Source organism: Leisingera sp. ABM4_060, assembly GCF_056158765.1.
In genome coordinates this window covers 2,334,272-2,357,900 of sequence record NZ_JBSWTX010000001.1, presented here as the reverse complement: position 1 = coordinate 2,357,900, position 23,629 = coordinate 2,334,272, and the positions used below count along the sequence as shown (strand labels likewise).

General features: G+C 63.0%; 21 protein-coding genes. 16 read left to right on the top strand and 5 right to left on the bottom strand.

The window, feature by feature from the left end; translation table 11 throughout:
* The first annotated feature begins 2 nt into the window (after positions 1 to 2).
* A complete protein-coding gene (locus tag ACXAEH_RS11410) occupies positions 3 to 3,200 on the top strand; it encodes a 2Fe-2S iron-sulfur cluster-binding protein (protein ID WP_475032886.1) in 3,198 nt (1,065 codons plus the stop codon).
* An 80-nt stretch (positions 3,201 to 3,280) separates the two neighbouring features.
* Here ACXAEH_RS11410 and ACXAEH_RS11405 read toward each other — a convergent pair whose 3' ends face one another.
* Positions 3,281 to 3,673, bottom strand: a complete 393-nt coding sequence (locus ACXAEH_RS11405; protein WP_475032885.1) for a hypothetical protein — start codon at positions 3,671 to 3,673, stop codon at positions 3,281 to 3,283.
* Between the two features lie 52 nt (positions 3,674 to 3,725).
* Positions 3,726 to 5,192, bottom strand: coding sequence for a sulfatase family protein (locus tag ACXAEH_RS11400; protein WP_475032884.1), 1,467 nt, complete (start codon positions 5,190 to 5,192; stop codon positions 3,726 to 3,728).
* Between the two features lie 126 nt (positions 5,193 to 5,318).
* Here ACXAEH_RS11400 and ACXAEH_RS11395 point away from each other — a divergent pair, with 126 nt between their 5' ends.
* The 14 genes from ACXAEH_RS11395 to ACXAEH_RS11330 all read left to right on the top strand — a co-directional run bounded on the left by ACXAEH_RS11395 (position 5,319) and on the right by ACXAEH_RS11330 (position 20,774).
* Positions 5,319 to 6,164 carry a LysR family transcriptional regulator gene (locus ACXAEH_RS11395; RefSeq protein WP_475032882.1) on the top strand — a complete coding sequence of 282 codons (846 nt, stop codon included), beginning with the start codon at positions 5,319 to 5,321 and terminating at the stop codon, positions 6,162 to 6,164.
* Between the two features lie 214 nt (positions 6,165 to 6,378).
* Positions 6,379 to 7,581 (top strand): GTP-binding protein, encoded by a 1,203-nt coding sequence (locus ACXAEH_RS11390; protein ID WP_475032881.1) that lies wholly within the window; start codon positions 6,379 to 6,381, stop codon positions 7,579 to 7,581.
* A complete protein-coding gene (locus ACXAEH_RS11385; RefSeq protein ID WP_475032879.1) occupies positions 7,574 to 7,843 on the top strand; it encodes a DUF6525 family protein in 270 nt (89 codons plus the stop codon). The genes ACXAEH_RS11390 and ACXAEH_RS11385 overlap by 8 nt, the downstream gene beginning before the upstream one ends.
* Positions 7,844 to 8,025: 182 nt before the next feature.
* On the top strand, positions 8,026 to 8,520 hold the full coding sequence (locus ACXAEH_RS11380) for a hypothetical protein (RefSeq protein ID WP_475032877.1): 495 nt from the start codon (positions 8,026 to 8,028) through the stop codon (positions 8,518 to 8,520).
* A 145-nt stretch (positions 8,521 to 8,665) separates the two neighbouring features.
* On the top strand, positions 8,666 to 10,045 hold the full coding sequence (locus ACXAEH_RS11375) for a KAP family P-loop NTPase fold protein (RefSeq protein ID WP_475032876.1): 1,380 nt from the start codon (positions 8,666 to 8,668) through the stop codon (positions 10,043 to 10,045).
* 235 nt (positions 10,046 to 10,280) lie between these two features.
* Complete coding sequence (gene rpsA / locus ACXAEH_RS11370) at positions 10,281 to 11,960, top strand: 30S ribosomal protein S1 (protein ID WP_475032875.1); 1,680 nt, start codon at positions 10,281 to 10,283, stop codon at positions 11,958 to 11,960.
* A gap of 218 nt (positions 11,961 to 12,178) precedes the next feature.
* Positions 12,179 to 12,841, top strand: a complete 663-nt coding sequence (locus ACXAEH_RS11365; protein WP_475032873.1) for a DUF4259 domain-containing protein — start codon at positions 12,179 to 12,181, stop codon at positions 12,839 to 12,841.
* 175 nt (positions 12,842 to 13,016) lie between these two features.
* On the top strand, positions 13,017 to 14,201 hold the full coding sequence (locus tag ACXAEH_RS11360; protein WP_475032871.1) for a hypothetical protein: 1,185 nt from the start codon (positions 13,017 to 13,019) through the stop codon (positions 14,199 to 14,201).
* Between the two features lie 110 nt (positions 14,202 to 14,311).
* Positions 14,312 to 14,938, top strand: a complete 627-nt coding sequence (locus tag ACXAEH_RS11355; RefSeq protein WP_475032869.1) for a LysE family translocator — start codon at positions 14,312 to 14,314, stop codon at positions 14,936 to 14,938.
* A gap of 220 nt (positions 14,939 to 15,158) precedes the next feature.
* Complete coding sequence (ihfB, locus tag ACXAEH_RS11350; protein ID WP_019298084.1) at positions 15,159 to 15,443, top strand: integration host factor subunit beta; 285 nt, start codon at positions 15,159 to 15,161, stop codon at positions 15,441 to 15,443.
* Entirely contained in the window at positions 15,443 to 15,793 is a 351-nt protein-coding gene (locus ACXAEH_RS11345; RefSeq protein ID WP_475032867.1) for a LapA family protein, read from the top strand. Before ihfB ends, ACXAEH_RS11345 begins: the two co-directional genes overlap by 1 nt.
* 14 nt (positions 15,794 to 15,807) lie before the next feature.
* The gene (locus ACXAEH_RS11340) at positions 15,808 to 16,461 is read left to right on the top strand and encodes a phosphoribosylanthranilate isomerase (RefSeq protein WP_475032866.1); all 654 of its coding nucleotides are present in this window, start codon (positions 15,808 to 15,810) and stop codon (positions 16,459 to 16,461) included.
* A gap of 500 nt (positions 16,462 to 16,961) precedes the next feature.
* Entirely contained in the window at positions 16,962 to 18,221 is a 1,260-nt protein-coding gene (trpB, locus tag ACXAEH_RS11335; RefSeq protein WP_475032864.1) for a tryptophan synthase subunit beta, read from the top strand.
* A gap of 216 nt (positions 18,222 to 18,437) precedes the next feature.
* Positions 18,438 to 20,774, top strand: a complete 2,337-nt coding sequence (locus ACXAEH_RS11330; protein ID WP_475032863.1) for an ammonium transporter — start codon at positions 18,438 to 18,440, stop codon at positions 20,772 to 20,774.
* Positions 20,775 to 20,802: 28 nt separating this feature from the next.
* Here the strand turns inward: ACXAEH_RS11330 and hmuQ are convergent, their stop codons facing one another.
* The 3 genes from hmuQ to ychF all read right to left on the bottom strand — a co-directional run bounded on the left by hmuQ (position 20,803) and on the right by ychF (position 22,894).
* Entirely contained in the window at positions 20,803 to 21,123 is a 321-nt protein-coding gene (hmuQ, locus tag ACXAEH_RS11325; RefSeq protein ID WP_475032862.1) for a heme-degrading protein HmuQ, read from the bottom strand.
* 113 nt (positions 21,124 to 21,236) lie between these two features.
* Complete coding sequence (locus ACXAEH_RS11320) at positions 21,237 to 21,614, bottom strand: DUF2237 family protein (RefSeq protein WP_475032860.1); 378 nt, start codon at positions 21,612 to 21,614, stop codon at positions 21,237 to 21,239.
* A gap of 182 nt (positions 21,615 to 21,796) precedes the next feature.
* Positions 21,797 to 22,894, bottom strand: a complete 1,098-nt coding sequence (ychF, locus tag ACXAEH_RS11315) for a redox-regulated ATPase YchF (RefSeq protein WP_475032859.1) — start codon at positions 22,892 to 22,894, stop codon at positions 21,797 to 21,799.
* Between the two features lie 205 nt (positions 22,895 to 23,099).
* On the opposite strand from ychF, the gene ACXAEH_RS11310 reads away from it, so the two are divergent.
* Entirely contained in the window at positions 23,100 to 23,597 is a 498-nt protein-coding gene (locus tag ACXAEH_RS11310; protein ID WP_475032857.1) for an acyloxyacyl hydrolase, read from the top strand.
* Positions 23,598 to 23,629 lie beyond the last annotated feature (32 nt).

Below are 23,629 nucleotides of genomic sequence, written 5' to 3'. Positions count from 1 at the left end.
CCATGGGTAAACTGTTCTCCTACCGCAACCGGCCGGTGCACCTGGGCCCGTATCCGCTGGAAACCCTCGCCCGGCAGACGGCGCCCGCGGATCTGGACGCCATCCCGCCGCTGCAGCAGACCTCCTTCCGCCGTCCCGGGGCGCCGCTGTCGATCGTCAACGCGATGCGCGACTACCAGGCGATGCTGGATGCCACCCGCGAAGGGCTGGTGAAGAAGGAACGCGGGGCCATACCCGCGGATCCGCAGGACCGCGCCGATCACCTCAAGGCTTTCGGCTACTTCTGCGACGCCTCGATGGCGGGCACCTGTGCTGTGCCGCAATCCGCCTGGCTGCAAGAGCCGCTGGTCAACCCGGACGTGGACACCCTGGCCGAGACCCTGCGCTCCAAGCAGACCCAGACCTTTGCCTCCGGCATCGACGTGGTGCTGGCGAACTTGCGAGAGGCGATGAAGGCGCCTCCGGCCAGCTGCCACCACCACCCGCACGCCCTGGTCTTTGTCTACGAATTCCCCCGCGACCCGGAGGCAGGGGAGGAAGGCACCGAGTGGCTCGCTGATGCCCAGGACCAGCGCGCCTGCCTGCGGGCTGCGGAAACCGTTGTGACGCTTGCCAATTACATCCGCCTGCTGGGCTGGGAAGCCCGCGCCCATACCGGCGCTGCAACCGACGTGCACCTGGGCAAGCTGGCGGTGCAGGCGGGCCTTGCGGCCTATGAGAACGGCAAGCTCACCAACCCGTTCCTTGGCAGCCGCTTCGGCATCGCCGCAATCACCACCACGCTGGAGCTGGCGCTGGACCTGCCGCTGGCACCGGGCCAGGCACCGGGCCTCAAGTACCGCCTGGGTCTCGGCACCCACGCCAAAAGCGCCGCCAGCCGCGACCCCTATGCCAAACGTGCCTTCAAGGACGGCCCGCACCCGTTTGAAACCCTGAAACGCGTGTCTGATCCCACCACCTATATCGACGAGCCCAACGTTGCCCGCGTCCCCAAGCGCGCCGACATGTTTGCCCGCGCGCTGTTCGGCGACATGGGAAAAGGCCCGCAGGAAGCCGCCAAAAACGGCAACTACGTCCGCAAGTCCCCGGCTGCCTTTGCCTTCCGCTCCCCTCTGGCCGCCTTTGTGCTGCTGCAGGACGGCGAAGCCGCGCCGCAGGTCCACCCCTCCACCGCGGATGCTGCCCGCAACGCCGCCAATATCAAGGCCGCGGCTTATTTCCTCGGCTGTGACGCGGTGGGCATCTCGCGCTGCCCGGACTGGGCCTACTACTCGCATGACGCAGGCGGCGAACCGCTGGCTCCGTACCACGAAAACGCCATCAGCATGATCATCGACCAGGGCCATGAAACCATGGAGGGCGCCTCGGGCGACGACTGGATCGCCTGCGCCCAGTCGATGCGCGCCTACCTGCGGTTTTCGCTGCTGGGCGGGGTGATCGCGCAGCAGATCCGCAACCTGGGCTACACCGCCCGGGTGCATTCGGTGATGGACGGCGAGGTGCTGCAGCCGCCCTTGCTGCTCTTGTCGGGTCTGGGCGAGGTTTCCCGCATCGGCGAGGTGATCCTGAACCCCTTCCTCGGCCCCCGGCTGAAGTCCGGCGCGGTGACCACCAACCTGCCGATGACCCACGACAAGCCGGTCGATTTCGGCTTGCAGCGCTTCTGCGAGGCCTGCAACAAATGCGCCCGTGAATGCCCCTCTGGCGCCATCACCGCCGGACCCAAGCTGATGTTCAACGGCTACGAGATCTGGAAATCCGACAGCCAGAAATGCACCACCTACCGGGTCAGCACCCCCGGCGGCGCCATGTGCGGCCGTTGCATGAAGACTTGCCCCTGGAACCTCGAAGGCCTGTTTGCCGAAGCGCCGTTCCGCTGGGCCGCGATGAACCTGCCAGGCAGCGCCAAGGCGCTGGCAAAACTCGATGACGCGCTGGGCAACGGCGAGGTGAATGGCACCAAGAAATGGTGGTGGGACCTCGAGATGGCGGACGAAGGCCCTTATGATCCCACGCCCCATCCGGTAAACGCGCGTGCACTCTCCAAGGATCTGGATCTGAAGTTCAAGGATCAGACCCTGGCAGTCTACCCCGCACCGCTGGCGCCGCCGCCCTATGCCTGGCCCGCAACGATGGACCGCGAGGCCGGGATTGCTGCCTATCAGAACATGATCACCGCACAGGAACACAAACGCCGCCGAGCCGCGGGTCTGCCGCCAGAACATGTCTACACCGCCGGCAAGGGCGGCGCGCCGGTGATGCGGGTGCGCCTGTCGAAGGTTGAGCATTTGACGGATGCGGTCACCAAATATGAGTTCTCCCTGCCGGACGGCGCACCCTTGCCCCCGGCCACGGCAGGTGCCCATATCGACGTGGTGGTGGCGCCGGAGTTCTTCCGGCAATATTCTCTGTCCGGCGATCCTGCAGACCGCTCGAAATACCAGATCGCGGTGCTGCGCGAGGACGCGGGCCGGGGCGGCTCCAAGCTCATGCACCGGATCTTTGAAGAAGGACGGATGCTGTTCATCTCCAAACCCATCAACCACTTTCCGCTGGCTGAAGACGCCGCCAAGACCTACCTCATGGGCGGCGGCATCGGGGTAACGCCGATGATCGCCATGGCCCACCGGCTGCATGCCTTGGGCCGGGATTTCGAATTCCGCTATTCCTGTTCGAAACAGGCAAATGCCGGGTTCCTGGAAGACCTTGGCGCGGTGCCCTGGGCCGCCAAGGTGCATCTGCATTTTTCCGATCAAGGCACCCGCGCGGACCTGAAACAGGTGCTGCGGTACTCCCCCGGAAGCCATGTCTACACCTGCGGGCCGGAGGCCTATATGCAGGCGGTGCTCGAGACTGCGCGGGACAATGGCTTCCCGGAGGAAAACCGCCACATGGAGTATTTCTCAGTCCCCGAACAGCCGGACTATGAAAACCATGCCTTCACCCTGAAGCTTGCCAGGTCCGGCCGTGAGATCCGGGTGCCTGCGGACAAGACCGCAGCAGATGTACTGCAGGAGAGCGGCATCCACGTGGATGTGAAATGCGCAGACGGCATCTGCGGCGTGTGCAAATGCGGGCTGATTTCCGGCACCGCCGAGCACCGCGATTTCGTGCTTTCCAACGCGCAGCGCGAAACGGAAATCATCCTGTGCCAGTCCCGTGCACTGGAGCCGGACGGCGTTCTGGAAATCGACCTTTAGAGCCAGGCGCCGCAATTTTCTTGAACAAGAAAATTGCCAAAAGTTTTGCTGAAAACTTTTGCCCCCGCGGCGGCGTTTGCTCAGAACGGCTGCCGTTCCCCCAGCAGATAGCGGGCCACATCGGTGAAATCAAAGGCCAGCGACACCGTCAGCACCGCGCAAACCGCCAGCATGATGTGCCGGGGCAGGGCGGGCATGTCCGCGCGCTGCCGCTGCCGCCACAGCCAGATCACCAGCGGCGTCCACAGCAGGACATGCGGCAATCCCAGCAGCCGCACATACCCCAGCTGGCCATAGATCCAGTAGACCCCGCCCGCCGCCGCAAGGCTGACCGCCACGGTCACCGCCCCAGCGATGCGGCTGGGCTTCCAGATCAGCAGCGCCAGCGGCAGGATGAAGCCGCCGAAAGACAGCACGTTCAGCCAGATCTGCACCCATTGCGGCTGGGTGGCAATTGCCTCTTCCAGTGTCATGCAGCCAGCCCTCCTGCCGGCACCCTAAGCAAGGGCAGGGCAGCCGGCAAGGCTACAGCGGCGAGCCTTCGCGCATCTTGTCCTGCTCCGACGGGGTCGGCGTGTGGTTGAACACATACGCCGTGCGGCAGGCCTCTTCGCCGCCCAACTCCGCGATCCTGCGGCGCTGATCGGCAAAGGCGCGGGCGTTCACCGCCTCTGGATCGCAGATTGCCTGCAGCCGCCGCTTGCCCTCGGCCAGTGCCGCCTTGATCTCCGGATCGTTCACCCCGTCCATTGCACGGTTGACCAGCTCGTGCGGGTCTGCCTCCAGGTCGAACAGTTGCGGCTCCATGCCGGCGTAGCAGACATATTTCCACCTGCCCCAGCGCACCATGAAGGTACCGGTTTTCGAGCCGCCGTCGTGATATTCGCTAAAGCCGGTCCGGGCTTCATCGTAGGGCGCGCTGGCAATAGAACGCAGGGAGACGCCCGGCAGTTCTGCAGCCTCCGCCACGCCGCAGACCTCGCGGGCAGTGGCGGCAATGTCAGTCAGATTGGTGCAGGTTTCCACCTTATGTCCGGCGGGAACACCCGGGCCGGCCGCAATCATCGGCACCCCGGCCGATTGCTCATACATCACCTGCTTGGTCCAGAATCCCTGATCCCCCATCATGTCGCCATGGTCCGAAACATAGAGGATCACCGTATTCTCCAACTGTCCGCTGGCCTCCAGCGCCGCAATCACCCGGCCCACGCAGTCATCCATGAAAGACGTCAGCCCGTAATACGCCGCCTTGGCCTCGCTCATCTTCTGCTCATCAAAATAGGCATCGTAATTGAAGAACTCTGCGATATTGCGCAACTCCTCATGATCCGGCAGTCCCTCGCCATAGCCTACAGGCAGATCCATCTCTGCCGGGTCATACATGTTGTACCATTCCTCAGGGCAGGTGAGGGGATAGTGCGGGCTCACCAATGAGACAAACGCGGCCCAAGGCCGGTCCTGCCGCTTGGGGTCAGCAAGCCAGGCCTCCGCCGCCTTGGTGATCGCAAGATCATAATCGGTATAGGTGCTGGACCCGGTGCCCACGTCACCCGCCAGTTCCGCCGCCGAGTCATAGGGCGGCGGGTTCTCCCGCAAGAGACCGATCGCCCAGCCGACCCCGCCCACCACATGCATCGGCACGATTTCCTCGGAGAACCCGTTGTCGTCCTCACCCGAACGGAAATGCAGCTTGCCGATCGACACCACCTCGCGGCCGGCATCGCGCAGCGCATGCATCCAGCTCTGCGGCTCCCCGGCATAAGGCGTCGCACTGTCCCAATGGCCGGACTTGTGCACCCAGTCGCCAGTGGCCAGCGCCGCCCGGGTCGGCACGCACATCGGTGAGGGCGTATAGGCCGAGGTGAACATCGTGCCCCGCGCTGCCAGCGCATCCAGGTGCGGCGTCTTCACTATGGGATGGCCGGCACAGCCCATCGCATCCTTGCGGTGCTCGTCGGAAATAATCACCAGAAAATTCGGCTGTTCGCTCATCGGATCCTCCCATCTGGCCGCCTGCGCCACGATGGGCAGGAGGGCAGGCCACACTGTTCTGGAAATCCGCACGGCAATCCAATAGATAAATTTTCCAACTCCCAATAAGAAAACTTATGGTTTGGCATGACAACACCCCTGAAGTGGCTGCATAACTTCGAAGCCGTTGCCCGGCTCGGCAACATGACCCTGGCCGCGCAGGAGGTCGGGTTGACGCAGGCTGCGCTCAGCCAGCAGATGCAGGCGCTGGAAACCCATTTGAAACTGCAGCTGTTCACCCGTGAGCCGCGTGGCATGTCGCTCACCGCCTCCGGCGCCCAGCTCTACAGCGATGTCTCCCCCGGTCTGGAGCAGATCACCAACGCGCTGAAACGCTACCAGCAGCCGCAGGGCAGCCGCCTGCGCGTCCTCTGCAACGCCAGTTTTGCCCTGCGCTGGCTGATCCCCAACTTGCCAAAGTTCCACGCCCTGCATCCGGAGATCCAGGTGGAAACCCGCACCGCGCTCTGGCGGCCCGAACGGCACGGGTTCGACCCGGATGCCGAGATCTACCTGGGCGGCCCGGTGCAGCCGGCCCCGGCCAAGGCCATCGTGCGCTGCGGGCTTGCTGCAGTCCGGGCGCCGCATTGTTCTGACGAGGGGCCGCTGCCGGTGATCCGCATCAGCGGCCAGGACAGCCTGTTCGAGGAATGGCTCAAAACACCCCGCTTTGCGGTCGCATCGATCCGTCAAACCCTCGAAGTGGACAGCGTGCACGCTGCAATCAGCCTGGCCGCCGATGGTCTCGGCTGGACCCTGTGCCCCTCCTTCTTGGTTCGCGAAGAGGTGCGCACGGGACGGCTTCTAGCTATTGATGCCGGGGTGGTGGCGCCCAAGCGGGCCTATTGGCTGCAGCTGAAAGACCGCCCCAGCGCCGCTGCCGAGGCCTTTCGGGATTGGATCTCCGCAGAGGCGGCGCCCCTTCAGAACTGAATGCGCAGAGGCGCAGGCGGCGCAATGAGTATTTTTGGAAAGATGAAAGAGCGGCTTCGTTTCATCTTTCCAAAAATACTCGAAATCCTCCGGCCGGTTGTAAAGGCTGCACTTGAGGCTGGGCTCCTGGGGCCGGTTTCCGCCTTGCAAGCGGGCAGGCGGGCTGCTATCTCCGTTTCGGAAATGTTATGATATAACATAAATGGAGATCTGCATGACGGACAACAGGCTGCCGGTCACGGTGCTGTCGGGCTTTCTCGGGGCTGGCAAGACCACGCTTTTGAACCATGTGCTGAACAACCGCGCGGGCCGCCGGGTGGCGGTGATCGTCAATGACATGAGCGAGGTGAACATCGACGCCGGTCTGGTGCGCGGCGAAACCGAACTGTCGCGCCAGGACGAAAAGCTGGTGGAAATGACCAACGGCTGCATCTGCTGCACCCTGCGCGACGACCTGCTGCAAGAGGTGCGCCGCCTTGCTGCCGAAGGCCGGTTCGACTACCTGCTGATCGAGAGCACCGGCATCGCCGAACCGCTGCCGGTGGCCGCGACCTTTGATTTCCGCGATGCCGAAGGCACAAGCCTTTCAGATGTCGCCCGTCTCGACACCATGGTGACCGTGGTTGACGCGGTGAACCTGCTAAACGACTTCTCCAGTCACAACTTCCTCAGCGACCGCGGTAAAAGCCTGGGCGAGGAGGACGACCGCACCCTGGTTAACCTGCTGACCGATCAGATCGAGTTTTCCAACGTTATCATCCTGAACAAGGTCGATGAAGCCGGACCGGCCAAGACCGAAGCCGCGATGCTGGTCATCAAGTCGCTGAACCCGGATGCCGAGGTGATCCGGACCAATTTCTCCGAGGTGGACGGGGGCCGCATCTTCGACACCGGCCGTTTTGATTTTGACCGGGCCCATGAACACCCCCTCTGGGCCAAGGAACTATACGGCTTCGAGCACCATGTGCCGGAGACCGAGGAATACGGCATCTCCTCCTTCGTTTACCGCGCCAAACGCCCCTTCGACCCGGCCAGGATCCATGCGCTGCTGAACGGCGACCTGCCGGGGGTGATCCGTGCCAAGGGCCATTTCTGGCTGGCCACCCGCCCGGAATGGGCAGCCGAGTTCTCCCTGGCCGGCGCCATCTCCTCGGTCCGCCCGCTGGGCCTGTGGTGGGCAGCGGTGCCCACCGAACGCTGGCCCAGCCACCCGGAAGCCCGGCGCGAGTTCCTGAAAAACTGGGACGAAACCTGGGGCGACCGGCGCCAGGAACTGGTGTTCATCGGCTCCGGCCTGGATGAGGCCGCAACCATCGCCCGCCTGGACGCCTGCCTGGTGCCCGAAGCCGCAGGCGGCTTTGACCCGGCCTGGGCATCGCTTGACGACCCATTCCCAAGCTGGCACCGCAATGGCTGACCGCAGGGCCCGCCGCAACTTGAACTCGCGCCTGAAACGGCGCCGCCGCGCAGGGGATCCAATGCAGGCCTATGACGCCCTGCCGCCGCCCCTGCGGCAGTGGCTCGCTGCCGCCTGCCTGCCCTGGAGCCCGGCCTCGGCGCTCAGGCTCTGGACCAGGGCAGGCGGCCGCAGCGACCCCGATGCCGCCACCGCCCGGCTGGATGCTGCCGAACAGGCGATGCTCAAACGCGACGCAAGGGTCTGGGAGGTGCCTGGATAACCCGGCGCGGCCTGGCCCCGGCTCCCCGCGGCTGCGGACAAAAAACTTGCCATGCAAGGAACCCGTAATACACTGATTTTAAGCTGCAATCATTAGCCGCCCGTTTTCGCTCATTACGTGTTCAAACGGCGTCTTGGAACCGGCTGCAGCCAAATGTGATGTTACCGGGGGCCGTCTGCGCCATGTTTACAGCCGAGTTTTCAGTGGGTGACCTGGAGCCAGAGCTGAAATCCATGTACCTGCTCTGGCATCGCGCTGCAGAGGACGGGGCCTATCCAAGCCTTGCGGATTTCGGCCTGCCAAACGCCGAAAACGCTCCCAACATCCTGTCCGTTTTCGAGATAGAACGCTCCGAGGCCGGCGAGCCGGCGGATTTCAAGGCGCTCTATGCCCGCAGCCGGATCTGCAATACGCTGCGCGACAAATTCGTCGGCACCCGGCTGTCGGAGCATGAGGGCTATGGCCCCGGTTCGATGATCTGGCGCGGCTTTGCCGAGATCGCCGCCAATCCCAGGCCGCTGCTGGTCTCTCTGCCTTATGTCGGCCCGCTGCCCGGCTACCGCAGCACCTCCGAAATCTACCTGCCGCTCTTGGGCGAGCAGGGCACCGCCGATTACGTGCTGGCGGGGGTTGTGCTGCTGGAGCGGGAATATGGCAACGCAGCGTCCGAAGAATAGCCCGTGCGGGAGATGGTTGCGATCCGTATTTACTAAGATTTAACGGCAGGCGGCTTTCCACTCACACGGCCTGTATTGCAGACGCAAAAACCATTGCTTATCGGATGGAGTTCTAACGGTTTTTTTTACTTTTGCAGGTGCAGTGATGAAAGATACGGGCCTTTCAGGCGTCTGGGAAGGTGATCTTCTCGGGTACAAGGCTGCAGGTGAAACCTTCACCCGGCTGGTTAAAACGATTGACGATACCAAGGTTATCTCGATCGAGGCGGGTTATGGCCGCGGTAAAACCTTCTTCCGCAAGCGCTGGGCAAAGCATCTGGAGGCAGAGGGCGAAGTTGTTATCGAGATCGATGCCCATCTTTCCGATCATTCCGGCGATCCGGTGCTGACCTTTATCGGGGCGATGGTCGCGGCGTTGCCTGCCAGTGAAACATCCACCGGCAAGAAACTGGTTGAGAAGAGCCGCGAGTACGGAGGTCTTGCAACTCGCGCATTGCTGCGTGTTGCGCTGCGCCAAGGCGCTGAAGAGATTATTGATGCAGCAACTGGCGAAGCGGTTGACGCGCTTGAAGGCAGTGACAAGGCCTTGCAAGAAGCCACGAAGGAGTTCGGCGACGGGATCTCCAAGGCGGCAGGCGATCTTGTGGTGTCTCAAATCGCCGCTGAACGGTTGCGCAATGACGAACTGCCCGCCCAGCTCAGCGCCTTGCGGGATGCTTTGACGAAGGGCAGGGAAACCAGCCGTGTCGTTGTGGTGGTCGACGAACTGGACCGCTGCCACCCGGACTACGCCATCGCCTTTCTGGAAGCGATGAAGCTGGTGTTTGCGCACAAAGGCTTTGTGTTCTGCCTGATGGTCAACGCGGAGTATCTGGAAGGGCTGGCCGCGCACCGTTTCGGCGAGCTGAAAACGGGCGAGCGCTACCTCGACAAATTTGTGGACATCCGGCTGGCGCTTCCTTTCAGCAAAGAGGTGCGCGCGGTAGCCGTGGAACAGTTGTTTCTGGAGTTGCCGGAGGGAACTCCCTTTGGCGATGGGGCTGAATTCTCTATGGCGCGGACAGCTAAGCTTGCGGGCGAACTCTCACTGAAGACAGATTTGTCGATGCGGCAGATCAAAAGGGTCCGCCTTCGGGTTGAACTGGCTCTACGTTCCTATGCTGACCAACCTTTGGATTATGCCTTGTTGGTTGGCTTAGCCTTTCGGGATGCCGCCGGATTTTCCTACTTGGAAATGGAGAAGCATTTGCCTCGGGCCAAACTGACGCCAGCAGTAGCGGATGGGTTTGTTAAAGGCTTAAATGAGGGGCGTGCAGCTTTTGGCCGCTATGATGCAGCCTCTAGTTTTGTTCACCAGCATTGCCAAGAATTGGAAGACCTCCCAAACGACCGTTACCATCTGCCGGACAGCAACCGACGCCATAGCTGGTCAAAAATCTGCATCTACTTAGGCCCCCGTTACATCCCCGATCACGAAGCGGCTCTGAATGCGCTGCGGCAGTTCGAGGTTGATGCGCCGGACTAGCGCTCTGCCAAGGGCTTTCCCCTTGCGCAACCCAGGGAATCCGCCTATACGCGCGCTGTCAATACAAGGACGGTCAACGTCCGGGTGGCATATCTGAGCAGGGCTGGGGTTCACCTCGGCCCTTTGTGTTTGTTTGATCAGATGTGCTCCGGGCCACGTTCTGTAGGGCGAAACCAAGACCGGCGGAGACAACCGCCCGGCCAGAAAACCGTTAGTAAAGGAAACCTGAGACCTCATGGCTCAAACAACATCGATGGAGGAATTCGAAGCCCTCCTGAACGAAAGCTTCGAAATGGACACCCCGGACGAAGGTTCGGTTGTCAAAGGCAAAGTGCTGGCAATCGAAGCCGGCCAGGCCATCATCGACGTCGGCTACAAAATGGAAGGCCGCGTTGATCTGAAAGAATTCGCAAACCCCGGCGAAGCGCCCGAAATCGCAGTTGGCGACGAAGTCGAGGTTTACCTGCGCGCAGCAGAAAACGCCCGTGGCGAAGCTGTCATCTCCCGCGAGATGGCCCGCCGCGAGGAAGCCTGGGACCGCCTGGAAAAAGCCTACGCAGACGATCAGCGCGTCGAAGGCGCGATCTTCGGCCGCGTCAAAGGCGGCTTCACCGTCGACCTGGGCGGCGCTGTTGCCTTCCTGCCCGGCTCGCAGGTTGACGTCCGCCCCGTGCGCGACGCAGGCCCGCTGATGGGTCTGAAGCAGCCGTTCCAGATCCTGAAGATGGACCGCCGCCGCGGCAACATCGTGGTGTCGCGCCGCGCGATCCTCGAAGAGTCCCGCGCCGAGCAGCGCGCCGAAGTCATCGGCAACCTGTCCGAAGGCCAGGCAGTCGATGGTGTCGTCAAGAACATCACCGAATACGGTGCGTTTGTTGACCTGGGCGGCGTTGACGGCCTGCTGCACGTCACCGACATGGCATGGCGCCGTGTGAACCACCCGTCCGAGATCCTGTCGATCGGCGAAACCGTCAAGGTTCAGGTCATCAAGATCAACAAAGAGACCCACCGCATCAGCCTCGGCATGAAACAGCTGCAGGAAGATCCGTGGGATCTGGTTGGCGCCAAATACCCGCTGTCCTCCGTGCACAAGGGCCGCGTCACCAACATCACCGATTACGGTGCATTTGTTGAGCTGGAGCCGGGCGTCGAAGGCCTGGTCCACGTCTCCGAGATGTCCTGGACCAAGAAAAACGTCCACCCGGGCAAGATCGTCTCCACTTCCCAGGAAGTCGACGTCATGGTTCTGGAAATCGACGGTGCCAAGCGCCGCGTGTCCCTGGGCCTCAAGCAGACCATGCGCAACCCGTGGGAAGTGTTCTCCGAGAACAACCCCGAGGGCACCGAGGTCGAAGGCGAAGTCAAGAACATCACCGAATTCGGTCTGTTCATTGGCCTCGACGGCGACATCGACGGCATGGTTCACCTCTCCGACCTGTCCTGGGACGAGCGTGGCGAAGATGCGATCCAGAACTACCGCAAAGGCGACATGGTTTCGGCCGTTGTCTCCGAAGTGGACGTTGACAAAGAGCGTATCTCGCTGTCGATCAAAGCTCTGGGTGGCGACAAGTTCGCCGAAGCCGTGGGCGGCGTGAAGCGCGGCTCGATCGTGACCGTGAACGTGACTGCGATCGAAGACGGCGGCATCGAAGTGGAATACGAAGGCATGAAGTCCTTCATCCGCCGCTCCGATCTGTCCCGCGACCGTGCCGACCAGCGTCCTGAGCGTTTCTCGGTTGGCGACAAGGTCGACGTGCGCGTCACCAATGTCGACTCCAAGACCCGCCGCCTGGGCCTGTCCATCAAGGCGCGCGAGATCGCGGAAGAGAAAGAAGCAGTGGAACAGTACGGCTCCTCGGACTCCGGCGCATCGCTGGGCGACATCCTGGGCGCCGCACTGAAGTCGGGCGACTGATCGTCCCCGGCCTCACGGCAGAAATGAGAGAGCCCCGCAGGAAACTGCGGGGCTTTTTCTATGGCAGAGGGTCATTCCAGCCTTCCGCCCGGCCGATAGGTCAGGCGCTGCCCTCAGCGTTTCCCAGTTCGGGTATTTCTCAGCAGTATCAGGTCATCATTTCGCCCGCTTTCGGGCGCAGGGTGACGGCAGAGCAATCAACCTGACCGGAGGCTGTCGTGGGAACTTGGAGCGCAGGCAGTTTTGGCAATGATGCCGCGTTGGATTTCGTTGACGAATTGAATGGCTTCGGCGCGCTTGAAGACACTCTGCTGAAGCTTTCCAAGACTACGGGTGAACTGGACGCGGACGCGGCCTGTGTCGCATTGGCGGCCTGCGATCTGCTGGCGGCCTGCATGGGCCGCCCGCCGCAAGACTTGCCGGAAGATCTGCCGGAGCTGCCGGACTGCCAGGCGGACAGCATCCCGGATGGCCTGCCCGGCACAGCCCGGGCGCTTGTTGCCCGCGTTCGCAAGGGCTCAGAGCTTGCCGAGCTTTGGCAGGACGCGGATGATGCCGAGTGGCAGCAAGAACTGGACGGTCTGCTGCTGCGCCTGGATCCGTCCCGTCCCTGGACCGCACCTGTGCCGGAGGTCCAGCCGGAGAAGCCGGATGATTTCATCGGCTATTGCTACATTTGTTATGAAATGGTCACCGAACGGGACGGCCTGCACTTTGAGCACTGGTTCGACAACGGCAGCTCAATCGGCATCTCTCCGCACCGCAATTGCATAGAAGCCCGGGCCGCCGGTCCGGGCCCTTACTGGTTGCCGGACGGCTCTCCGGCCGAAGCCACCAGGCGGCAGTTGCTGTTGGATATGGGCTTGGATTTGGACAATTAGATACAGCGGCTGCGGCAGCCACTGACGCTTTTGCTTTATTTCGGGATACCATCCGCTAAAGTACCCTCCCAAGGGCAGGCCCCGTTTTTTCAGTTCCCCGGCGTCCCCGGATGCCGCATTTCAGTACCCCGTTCCGCCCGCCGGCCAACCGCGACAGGCAATAAGAGAGAGCATTATGGCGACCGAGAAACTCACCATCATCAAGGCGGACGTGAAGAACGAGGTCACCAAGAAGGTGAAGCCCAAGTTCGTGCAGCTCGGCAATATGAATTTCACCGCCACTGTCGAGGTCGACAAGAGCGCCGCCAAGGAACTCGACACTGACGCGCGCTTTGTCGCCAAGCTTTATGACGATGCCACCAAGGAATACAAGAAACTGGTGAACGAATGCAGCCTGCGCGTGAGCCAGGCCAATGACCTCGGCTCGGTGATGCCGCTCTCCGACAAGGAGTGCAAGGAGTTCGACGCCGACATCCAGAAGATCTTTGCCAAATACCAGAAGTCGATCGAGCAGGTCACGAACAAGCATTTCGACAAGTGGAAGCAGGCCAACAAGGACCGCAAGAAATACCGCATCAAGGTGGTCGGCGCGATTGTCCTGGGCAGCGCCGCCGCCATCGGCTCCACCGCCTCGCTGGCGGCGGGCGCGGTCACCGGCGGCGTGTCGATTGCCGCCAGCATCTACGGCATTGCCCAAAGCATCGTCTCAGTCGCCCGCGCGGTGCAAAAGGTGACCTCGGACATCGTCAAGGTCCACGGTCAGCTGGAAAAGGCGCTGAAGGAGCTGGTCTCGGCTTATGAGAAACAGTCCAAGGCCAAGGTGAAGGCCAAGGAGATCGGCAAGGAATTCCTCGCCGACTTCCTGATGATCGAAACCGCAGGCTTCAACCGTGTCGACAAGCACCTGGAGACCTACAAGGCCAAGCTCAAGAACATCGACCTGGAGATCGCGGGCCTCGGCAAGGAGCTGAACAAGCTCTTGGACAAGCAGGGCAAGCTCGACAAGGAGATCGAGAAGAAGCTGGGCAAGATGGCCAAGGACCGCGGCTACAAGAGCAAGAAACTGGACGGGCTGTTCACCGCGATGGAGGCGGCGCGCAAGGAAACCGCCAAGCTGATCAAGAGCATCGAGGCCTATCACGTCTCCATCAAGCCGGCCGAGAAGTTCCGCGATGACGCGCAAAAGGCAGTGGACGCGCTGCGCCACAAGGACCCGGTCTGGACCAAATGGGCAATCTGGATCGGCAGCCTGGGCCTGTCGACCGCAGTGACCAGCATTGCCTCAGGCGGTGAAAACCTGGTCAAGGCCGCCTCGGCCATCGAGCAGGGCTTCAGCGCCATGTCCAAGGAACTGGCCTGACCGGCCGTATTTGCCGGACCGGGGCGGGCGCACCCGCCCCGGTCAGTTCACGATTGTTCCGCTGCACCTTCTGAGGAAGGCCGCAGACGTTCTCAAAAGGTATTGACGGCATGGCATTTGAAACCTGGCTCCTCTTCCTTGCGGTCAGCATCGTTCCGGTGATCAGCCCGGGGCCGGGGGTGCTGTTTGCGATCACCAATGCGCTGCGCTACGGCGTCCGGGTCACCATCCTGGTGGGACTGATCAACGGCGCCGGGATTGCAGCGCTTGGCCTGCTGGTCGGGCTCGGGCTGGGGGCGCTGATGCAGGCCTCAATGCTGGCCTTTCTGGTCCTCAAGCTCGCGGGGGCCGCCTATCTGATCTGGCTGGGCGTCAGGATCTGGCGCGACCGCAATGCGTTTTCGGTCAGCGCAGGCCAAATCACCCAGGCCGCGCCGCTGCGGCGGCTGTCGGCGCAGGCGCTGGCCATTTCCCTGACCAATCCCAAGGCGATGGTCGCCATCGCCGCCTTGTTCCCGCCGTTCCTGGACCCAGGGCAGCCTGCGCTGCAGCAGGTGCTGATCCTGGCCTCCAGCTACGGGGCCTTGTGCGCGCTGAACCACGTGCTGATCGCCTTTTGCGGCAGCTGGCTGCGCGGCTTTCTGCAATCGCCGCCGCGGGTCAGGTGGCTGCGCCGTCTCACCGGCGGGGCGTTTGTCGGTTTCGGCTCGCTGATGGCGCTGGCCGGGCGGCCCTGACGGGCAAATCAACCCGCCGGGCCGTGGGGTGCCGCACCCGCTTGCTGCGCCGCGGCACCTGCTGCGGGTGCGGAAATTCGCCGCGGCGGGCGGGAAACCGGGGCGGGGGGCTTCAATTTCCCTTGCCGGGAGACCAGATTTCTTTCCCCCTTGCGGGAAATTTTCCTATACTCTCAGAATAATAGCTAAAACATGCCGGTTCCCTGGGAGGAAAAAGATCATGATCCGCTCTGAGTTGATTCAGAAGATTGCAGACGAAAACCCGCACCTGTATCAGCGGGATGTGGAGAGGATCGTGAACACGGTGTTCGAGGAAGTGACCGATGCCATGGCCCGCGGCGACCGGGTGGAGCTGCGCGGTTTCGGGGCTTTCTCGGTCAAGAAACGGGACGCGCGCACCGGCCGCAACCCGCGCACCGGCGAGACGGTCGAAGTCGAGGAAAAACATGTGCCGTTCTTCAAGACGGGTAAACTCTTGAGGGACCGCCTGAACGGGAAAGCCTGATGCGTTACATTCGCTACGCGGTTCTTTTTGCCCTGGCCATCGTGCTGGTGTCGGTTTCTCTGGCCAACAGCAGCCTGGTAGAGCTGAAACTGATGCCTGACGCCGTTGCCGAGCTGTTCGGCTTCAACTACGGGATTTCGCTGCCGCTGTTTGCGGTGGTGCTGGGCGGCGTTGGCGCCGGCCTGGTGATCGGTTTCCTGTGGGAATGGCTGCGTGAGCACAAGCACCGCAGCGAGGCGGGCGCCAAGGCGCGCGAAGTGCGCAAGCTGAACCGCGAAGTGACCCGCCTCAAGAAGCAGAAGAACGAAGGCAAGGACGAGGTCCTGGCGCTTCTCGAAGACGCAAGCTGACACCGGAACGGGCCATGAGCGACATTCGCGTCAAGATCTGCGGGCTGCAAACCCCGCAGCATATCGCCGCCGCGGCAGAGGCCGGGGCGGGTTATGCGGGCTTTGTGTTCTTTCCCAAGTCCCCGCGCAATGTCAGCCTCGATCAGGCGGCCGCGCTGGCGGTGGAGGCGCCCATCGGCCTGTGCAAGGTGGCGCTGACAGTGAATGCAACGGATGCGGAGCTGGATGCCGTCACCAGCGCGGTGCCGCTCGACATGCTGCAGCTTCATGGCAAGGAGACGCCAGAGCGGGTGGCCGAAGTGCGCGCCCGCTACGGCCTGCCGGTGATGAAGGCCATCGGCATCGCCGATGCCGTGGATATCCCGCAAATCGCGCTCTACGAGCAGGTGGCGGACCAGCTGCTGATCGACGCCAAACCTCCCAAGGACGCAGACCTGCCCGGCGGCAACGGGCTGGCCTTCGACTGGCGGCTGCTGGCAGGCCGCAAATACTGGCAGAAACCCTGGATGCTGGCCGGCGGGCTGACCCCGGACAACGTTGCCGAAGCTATCCGCATGACCGGCGCCCGCCAGGTTGACGTCTCCTCAGGCGTCGAAAGCGCGCCGGGGCAGAAAGACGCATCATTGATCGAAAGTTTCACCAAGGCAGCCATGGCCGCCCGCGGCTGAGGTCTTGTGCAAAGCCCGGGACATTGCGTGCGTTTCAGATGAAGCAATTGAGTATTTGGAGAAAGATGAAGGGGAGCTTCTCTTTCATCTTTCCAAAAATACTCAAAAACAACGGGGCCGGCTGAGCCGGAGGCCGGCAGTGTTGCGCAACCGGCGCACGCTGCACTCACGGCAATTTAAACCCGGTCTGCCAATATTCCCGTTGATCGCGATCTCCGCCGGGCCTGGCACCCCCGGCACCATTGGAACCGGGCCCCTTGGCAGGGGACGTGCAGAGACAACGTTTAGCACGCAGGCGGATACGCCTGCCCATCTCCGCCTGTTGGCGGCGCCGCCTTCCTTACCTACCCGACGATCAGGACCGGCAGCAGACAGCAGCAAACAGCCAAACCGGCAGGGCAGAGGCCCTGTCCGGCCGCCGCTGCTTGCGCCAAGCCCCCTTTACCAAGGCTCCGCCGCGCTATAGTCATTGCGGGCGCTGCGAAAGTGAGGGAACAACCATGGCCGACGATCTTTTCAACAGCTTCATGAACGGTCCGGACGAACAGGGCCGCTTTGGTATCTTTGGCGGGCGTTTCGTCTCCGAAACCCTGATGCCGCTGATCCTGAGCCTTGAGGAAGAATACAACAAAGCCAAGGACGACCCCTCCTTCTGGGCCGCGATGGACGATCTGTGGAAACACTATGTCGGCCGCCCCAGCCCGCTTTATCATGCTGAGCGCCTGACGGCGGAACTGGGCGGCGCCAAGATCTACATGAAGCGCGATGAGCTCAACCACACCGGCGCGCATAAGGTGAACAACGTGCTGGGCCAGATTCTGCTGGCGCGCCGCATGGGCAAGACCCGCATCATCGCCGAGACCGGCGCCGGCCAGCACGGCGTCGCCACCGCCACCGTCTGTGCCAAGTTCGGGCTGAAATGCGTGGTCTACATGGGCGCGCATGATGTGCAGCGCCAGGCTCCGAACGTGTTCCGCATGCGTCTTCTGGGGGCCGAGGTGATCCCGGTCACTTCCGGCCGCGGCACCCTGAAGGACGCGATGAACGACGCGCTGCGCGACTGGGTCACCAATGTGCGCGACACGTTTTACTGCATCGGCACCGCGGCCGGCCCGCACCCCTATCCGGCGATGGTGCGCGATTTCCAGTCGATCATCGGCAAGGAAACCCGCTGGCAGCTGGCCGAGCAGGAAGGCGAAGGCCGCCTTCCGGACACCGTGATCGCTGCGATCGGCGGCGGCTCCAATGCCATCGGGTTGTTCTACCCGTTCCTGGACGACCCTTCGGTGAAAATCATCGGTGTGGAAGCGGGCGGCAAGGGGGTCGACGACCGGATGCAGCACTGTGCGTCTCTGACCGGCGGCCGCCCAGGCGTGCTGCATGGCAACCGCACCTACCTGCTGCAGGACGGGGACGGCCAGATCCAGGAGGGCTTCTCGATCTCCGCGGGGCTGGATTATCCCGGCATCGGCCCCGAGCATTCCTGGCTGCATGAAACCGGCCGGGCCGAATATGTTTCGATCACCGACAAGGAAGCGCTGGAGGCCTTCCAGCTCAGCTGCCGCACCGAGGGCATCATCCCGGCGCTGGAGCCCTCCCACGCGCTGGCCCATGTGGCGAAGATCGCGCCCAAGCTGCCCAAGGACCACATCATCGTCATGAACATGTGCGGCCGCGGCGACAAGGATGTGTTCACCGTTGCCAAGCACCTGGGCTTTGACATGTCCGACACCGAAGAAGGCCGGACCTTCGAGGAGTGACGCCTCCCCGCTCCGGCAATGCAAAATGACAGTGGCGGCGGGCCCGGCGGGGCGCGCCGCTTTTTCTTATTAATTGATGGAGCGGCGGCTTGCGGGGCGCTGTTTTCCCGGCCTGCGGCGGGCGAAGTACACTTTAGATTATCTTTTCCCGCATATCATTCACCTCAAGCGTGTACTTCTTGAGTTTTACAAGTGTGATCAGTTTCCGGGGTGCCGATGCAGGAAGTCACGGTCCAATCCTTGCAGGAATCCATCGCCCAGCTGCAGGCGGCCGGCGGCCATATGTGGATGATGGTTGCCGCGGCGCTGGTGCTGCTGATGCAGGCCGGTTTTCTGCTGATCGAGGCCGGCATGGTGCGTACCAAGAACAGCATCAACGTCGCGCAAAAGAACATCTCCGACTTCATGGTTTCGATTGGCGTGTTCTACCTGATCGGCTTTGGGCTGATGTTCGGCAGCTCCTGGGGCGGGGTGCTGGGCACCGATGGCTTTGCCTTCTTTGGCCAGGACAGCCGGCATAATCTTTTCTTTGTGCTGCAGGCGGCGTTTGCGGGCACGGCGGCCACCATCATGTCCGGCGCCGTGGCTGAGCGGATGCGCTATTCGGCCTATCTGTTTTCGGCGCTGTTCGTGGTCGCGGTGATCTACCCGGTGAGCGGCCATTGGGTCTGGGGCGGGCTGCTGAACGGCGGCAATCCGGCCTTTCTGGCGGACCGGGGGTTTATCGATTTTGCAGGCTCCACCGTGGTGCATTCGGTGGGCGGCTGGGTGGCGCTGGCGGCGGTCATCGTGCTAGGGGCGCGCCGTGGGAAATTTACGGCCGGCGGCATGCCGAATGAGATTCAGGGGCATAGCTATGTGCTGGCCACCGCAGGGGCTCTGCTGTTGTGGGTGGGCTGGATCGGCTTCAACAGCGCAACCGTGCCGCCGGGCGCGGCGGCCTTTTCCCAGATCATTCTGAAAACGCTGCTGGCGGGGGCCTTTGGTGGTCTCGGCGGTCTCTTGATGGGCCGCGCGCTGGATGACGTGAACATCCCGCGGCGGCCGATCAACGGCAGCCTGGGCGGGCTGGTTGCGGTCTCGGCGGGATGTGAGGTTGTCACCCTTTACGGCGCGCTGCTGACCGGCCTTGCCGCCGGCGTCTGCGTGGTGATTTCGGAAAGCGTGATTGAGCGGCGGTTCAAGCTCGACGACGTGGCGGGGGCGGTTTCTGTGCATGGCGTGTGCGGTGCCTTGGGCACGGTGCTGCTGGCCTTTCTGGCGCTGCCGGGCAGCTTTGCGGCGCCCACGGCCTGGGCGCAGGCGCTGGTGCAGCTGGAAGGGGTGGCGGTGATCTTTGCCTGGGCCTTTGGCGGCAGTTTTCTGTTCTTCAAGCTGCTGGATCGGGCCATTGGCATCCGGGTTCCGCTGCGGGACGAGGTTCTAGGCCTGAACGCAGCCGAACATGGCGCGACGCTGGGAACCGGCACGCTTCAGGCGCAGTTGCAGGCGATGACCGCAAACGGGGGCGGCCTGTCCGGCCGCTTGGATGAGAGCACGGGCGACGAAGCCGCCGAACTTGCTGCGCTGTTCAATCCGTTCATTGCGGAAATGCATGAAATGATGGAAGGAATCCGGGCGCACGCTTGGCAGATGCAACGTTCGTCAGCGGGGTTGCAGCAGCTGTCGGATCAATTCGCGGACCGCGCGGCGGAAACCAGCGCGCTGTCGCAAGAGATGGCGGAAACCCTTGATGGCGCCGCCGGCACGGCCGGAGACTGCTCCGGGCTCGCCACCCAGATTCTCGGCGAGGTTTACCGGCTGAACAGCGGTGCCGAGGGCATGGCAGCCGGGGTCGCCGCCGCCTCCGGGGCCATCAGCGGGCTGGGCGCCGCGCTGCAGGAAAGCACGGGCAATGCCCAGGGGCTGTCCGAAGCCGCCCGCGACGCCGAGCATGCGGCCAGCCTGGTCAAGGGCATTGCCAGCCAGACCGGCAAGCTTGCGGTCGCTGCCATAGCCGCAACCGGCCAGGCCGGGGCCGGGGGGCAGGGTCTCGCGCTGCTTGCAACGCAGATGCAGGCGCTGGCGGAGCACACTGAAACTGCCGCTGCCGGGATCGCGGACCGGGCCCGGCGGCTGCGGGAGCGTGCGGATTCCGGCCCGCCGGTGACAACGCAGATTGCGGGTCTCCTGCAGGCTGTTCAGGACGCTGTCGAAGATCTTGCTGCAACGGTGGGGCAGCCGCCTGAGCCGATGCCGGGACCGGCCGGGATGGCAGCGGCGGGGACCGGGTCCGGCAGTCAATCCGGCCGCCCGCAGCACGGCGCCGGTTTGTCCCAGCGCCTGCAAAACAGCGCCGAAGCCAGTGCCCGGGACGCCGATGCCCTGGCGCAGGAGGCCCTGAACCTGCAAGCGTTGTCACACGCGCTGAGCAGTGCGGTCGGGCGGTATGCTCCGGATGCGGGCCGCGAGGCAGACCTGGACAGCGATTGGCAGGATAAGGCCGCCCGCGCGGCTGGTGAGGACGGGGCAGGGCCGGGCAGGCCGGCACCCGGCCCGCGGCGGGCGGGCTGATCCGGATTGGACTGCCGCGGGCGCCGGCTCAGGCCTCCAGCAGGACGGTCTCGAACCCTTCGAACTGCGGATGGCCCAGGATCGGGCTTTCGCCTTCGCGCTTGCCTGCGTTCTTATGCGCATCGCGGAATTGCTGCGACTTGGTCCAGGCCTCGAAATCCTCGCGGCTGTCCCAGATCACATGGCTGGAATAGAGGCAGTGCTCCTCGGTGGCCGGGCCTTTAAGCAGGCGGAATTCGCGAAAGCCCTTCAGCTCTTTCAGACGGCTTTCGCGTTCTTTCCAGATGGTCTCGAAATCGGCTTCACGGCCCGGGCGGATCTTGAAGCGGTTCATCGCGATAAAGCTCATGTGCGAGCCTCCTTGTCAGTATCGTGAGAGGGGAGGCTGGCGCGCCGGCGAGGGTCCGGAAGCTGGCTTGATGCTGGCATAACGGTAAAGCGGCCCGGGGGCAATGCGCCGGCTCAGGCCGGATCTGCGGCATAGCTTTGCAGAATGCTCAAAGGCACGATCTCCAGTGCCCGCTGGTGGGTGGCTTCCAAGTGCACCTTGGGGGCGCAGCCCTCATCCGCGGCTTGCAGGAAACGCGCGGCACACAAGCACCAGCGGTCGCCAGGCTGCAGGCCGGTAAAGTTGAACTCGGGCCGCGGCGTCGACAGGTCATTGCCGACGTATTTGGAAAACGCCAGGAATTCGGCGGTCATCACCACGCAAACGGTATGGCTGCCGTGGTCCTCGGCGCAGGTGTTGCAGTGGCCGTCGCGGAAAAAGCCGGTCAGCGGCGCCGTGGAGCAAGGCGCCAGCGGGCCGCCCAGAACATTGATGCTGTCGTCTTTTTCCATGGCGGCTGTCCTGAGTGCATTCGGGTGTAATGGTAGTGCGATTGCGCCGGCCGTCCCGGGAAATCCGGTGCCGGTGCCGCCCATGTTCGCGATCCCGCCGCCCGGGTCAATCCCGCAAGAGGCCGAAAAACAACCGCCCGCCAAGCGGATGGCGGGCAGCTGGTGTTCCGGGTGCCTGGAGATCAGGTGTTGAACAGGAAGTGCAGAACGTCGCCGTCCTTGACGATGTAGCTCTTGCCTTCGGCGCGCATCTTGCCGGCTTCCTTGGCGCCCTGCTCGCCATTGCAGGCGATGAAATCGTCATAGGCGATGGTCTCGGCCCGGATGAAGCCCTTCTCGAAATCGCCGTGAATGACGCCTGCCGCCTGCGGTGCCGCGGTGCCGGTGCGGATGGTCCACGCGCGGGCCTCCTTGGGGCCGACGGTGAAATAGGTTTCCAGGTGCAAGAGCTCGTAACCGGCGCGGATCAGCCGGTCCAAACCGGCTTCGGCCAGGCCCATCTCCTCCAGGAACATCTGCGCCTCATCGGCGTCCAGCTGGCTGATCTCTTCCTCGATCTGGGCGGAGATGATCACATGGGCATTGCCCTGCGCCGCAGCCATTTCGGCCACTTTGGCGGAGTGTTCATTGCCCTCGACCGATTCCGACTCGCCGACGTTGCAGACGTAAAGCACCGGCTTGGTGGTCAACAGCTGCAGCATCTTCCAGGCCTTGGCGTCCTCGGCGTCGACCTCGACCAGGCGGGCAGGCTTGCCGTCTTCCAGCATCGCCTGGGCTTCGGCCAGCAGGCGGTCCTGCTGCTGGGCCTCCTTGTCGTTGCCCTTCAGCTTGCGCACCAGGTTGGCGCGTCGCTTTTCGATGCTTTCCAGATCGGCCAGCATCAGCTCGGTCTCGATCACCTCGGCATCGGCGACCGGGTTCACATGGCCGTCCACATGGGTCACGTCGCCGTCTTCGAAACAGCGCAGCACATGGGCAATCGCGTCGGTTTCGCGGATGTTGGCCAGGAACTGGTTGCCCAGGCCTTCGCCCTTGGAGGCGCCCTTGACCAGGCCCGCGATGTCGACGAATGTCATCCGGGTCGGGATGATCTGCTTGGATTGCGCAATTGCCGCCAGCTTGTCCAGGCGGGCGTCCGGCACGCCCACTTCGCCCACGTTGGGCTCGATGGTGCAGAACGGAAAATTGGCCGCCTGCGCCGAGGCGGTTTTGGTTAGCGCGTTGAACAGCGTCGATTTGCCAACATTCGGCAGGCCGACGATTCCCATTTTAAAGCCCATTTCGGCCTCCTGATGCCACTTGGGAGCTGCTTCTAGGCAGCATTGGGCGTGCGCGCAAGCCAAGTATGGCTGGCAAAAGGGCCACAATCGCCCTCTGTGCGGCGCTGCACAGTAAGCCCTCATATTGCTTTTTCGTGAGGAGCCTTGGAAAACCAGCACAAAAAAATATCTTGGTGCAAAATAGATAATTTTGCGAGGGGCTAGAATGAAACACACAGCTTTGCTGGCGGCTGCGGCCTCAGCTGCCTTGGCGATGCCTGCTGCCGCGCAGGAAGTGACCCTGGGCCTGGGCTATTCCGATTATCACCGCGAAACCGCAGAGGACGGGGCGCAGTTTGCTGTCGACTATCTGCACTCTCCGTTCCACGAGAAGGGGCGTCTGTCCACGCGGTTCGGCGCCACACTTGAGGTGCAGGAGACCGGTGACGTGTTTGCCGGCGTCGGCATCAGTGCGGTGATTGATCTGAACAACGACTGGTTTATCGAGAACAGCGTGATGCCGGGCGCCTACCACGAAAGCTCGGCCGGCAATGACCTGGGCTCGGCCTTTGAGATCCGCACCCTGTTTGCGCTCGGCAAGCGGTTTCAGAACGGCCGCGCGGTGTCGCTGGCCTTCAGCCACAAGTCCAACGCCTCGACCGCGGATGAAAACCCGGGCGTGAATTCGCTGACCCTGCGCTGGCACATTCCGCTGGGCGGCTGATCCGGGATTTGAACCGGTTCCGTCCCGGGCCG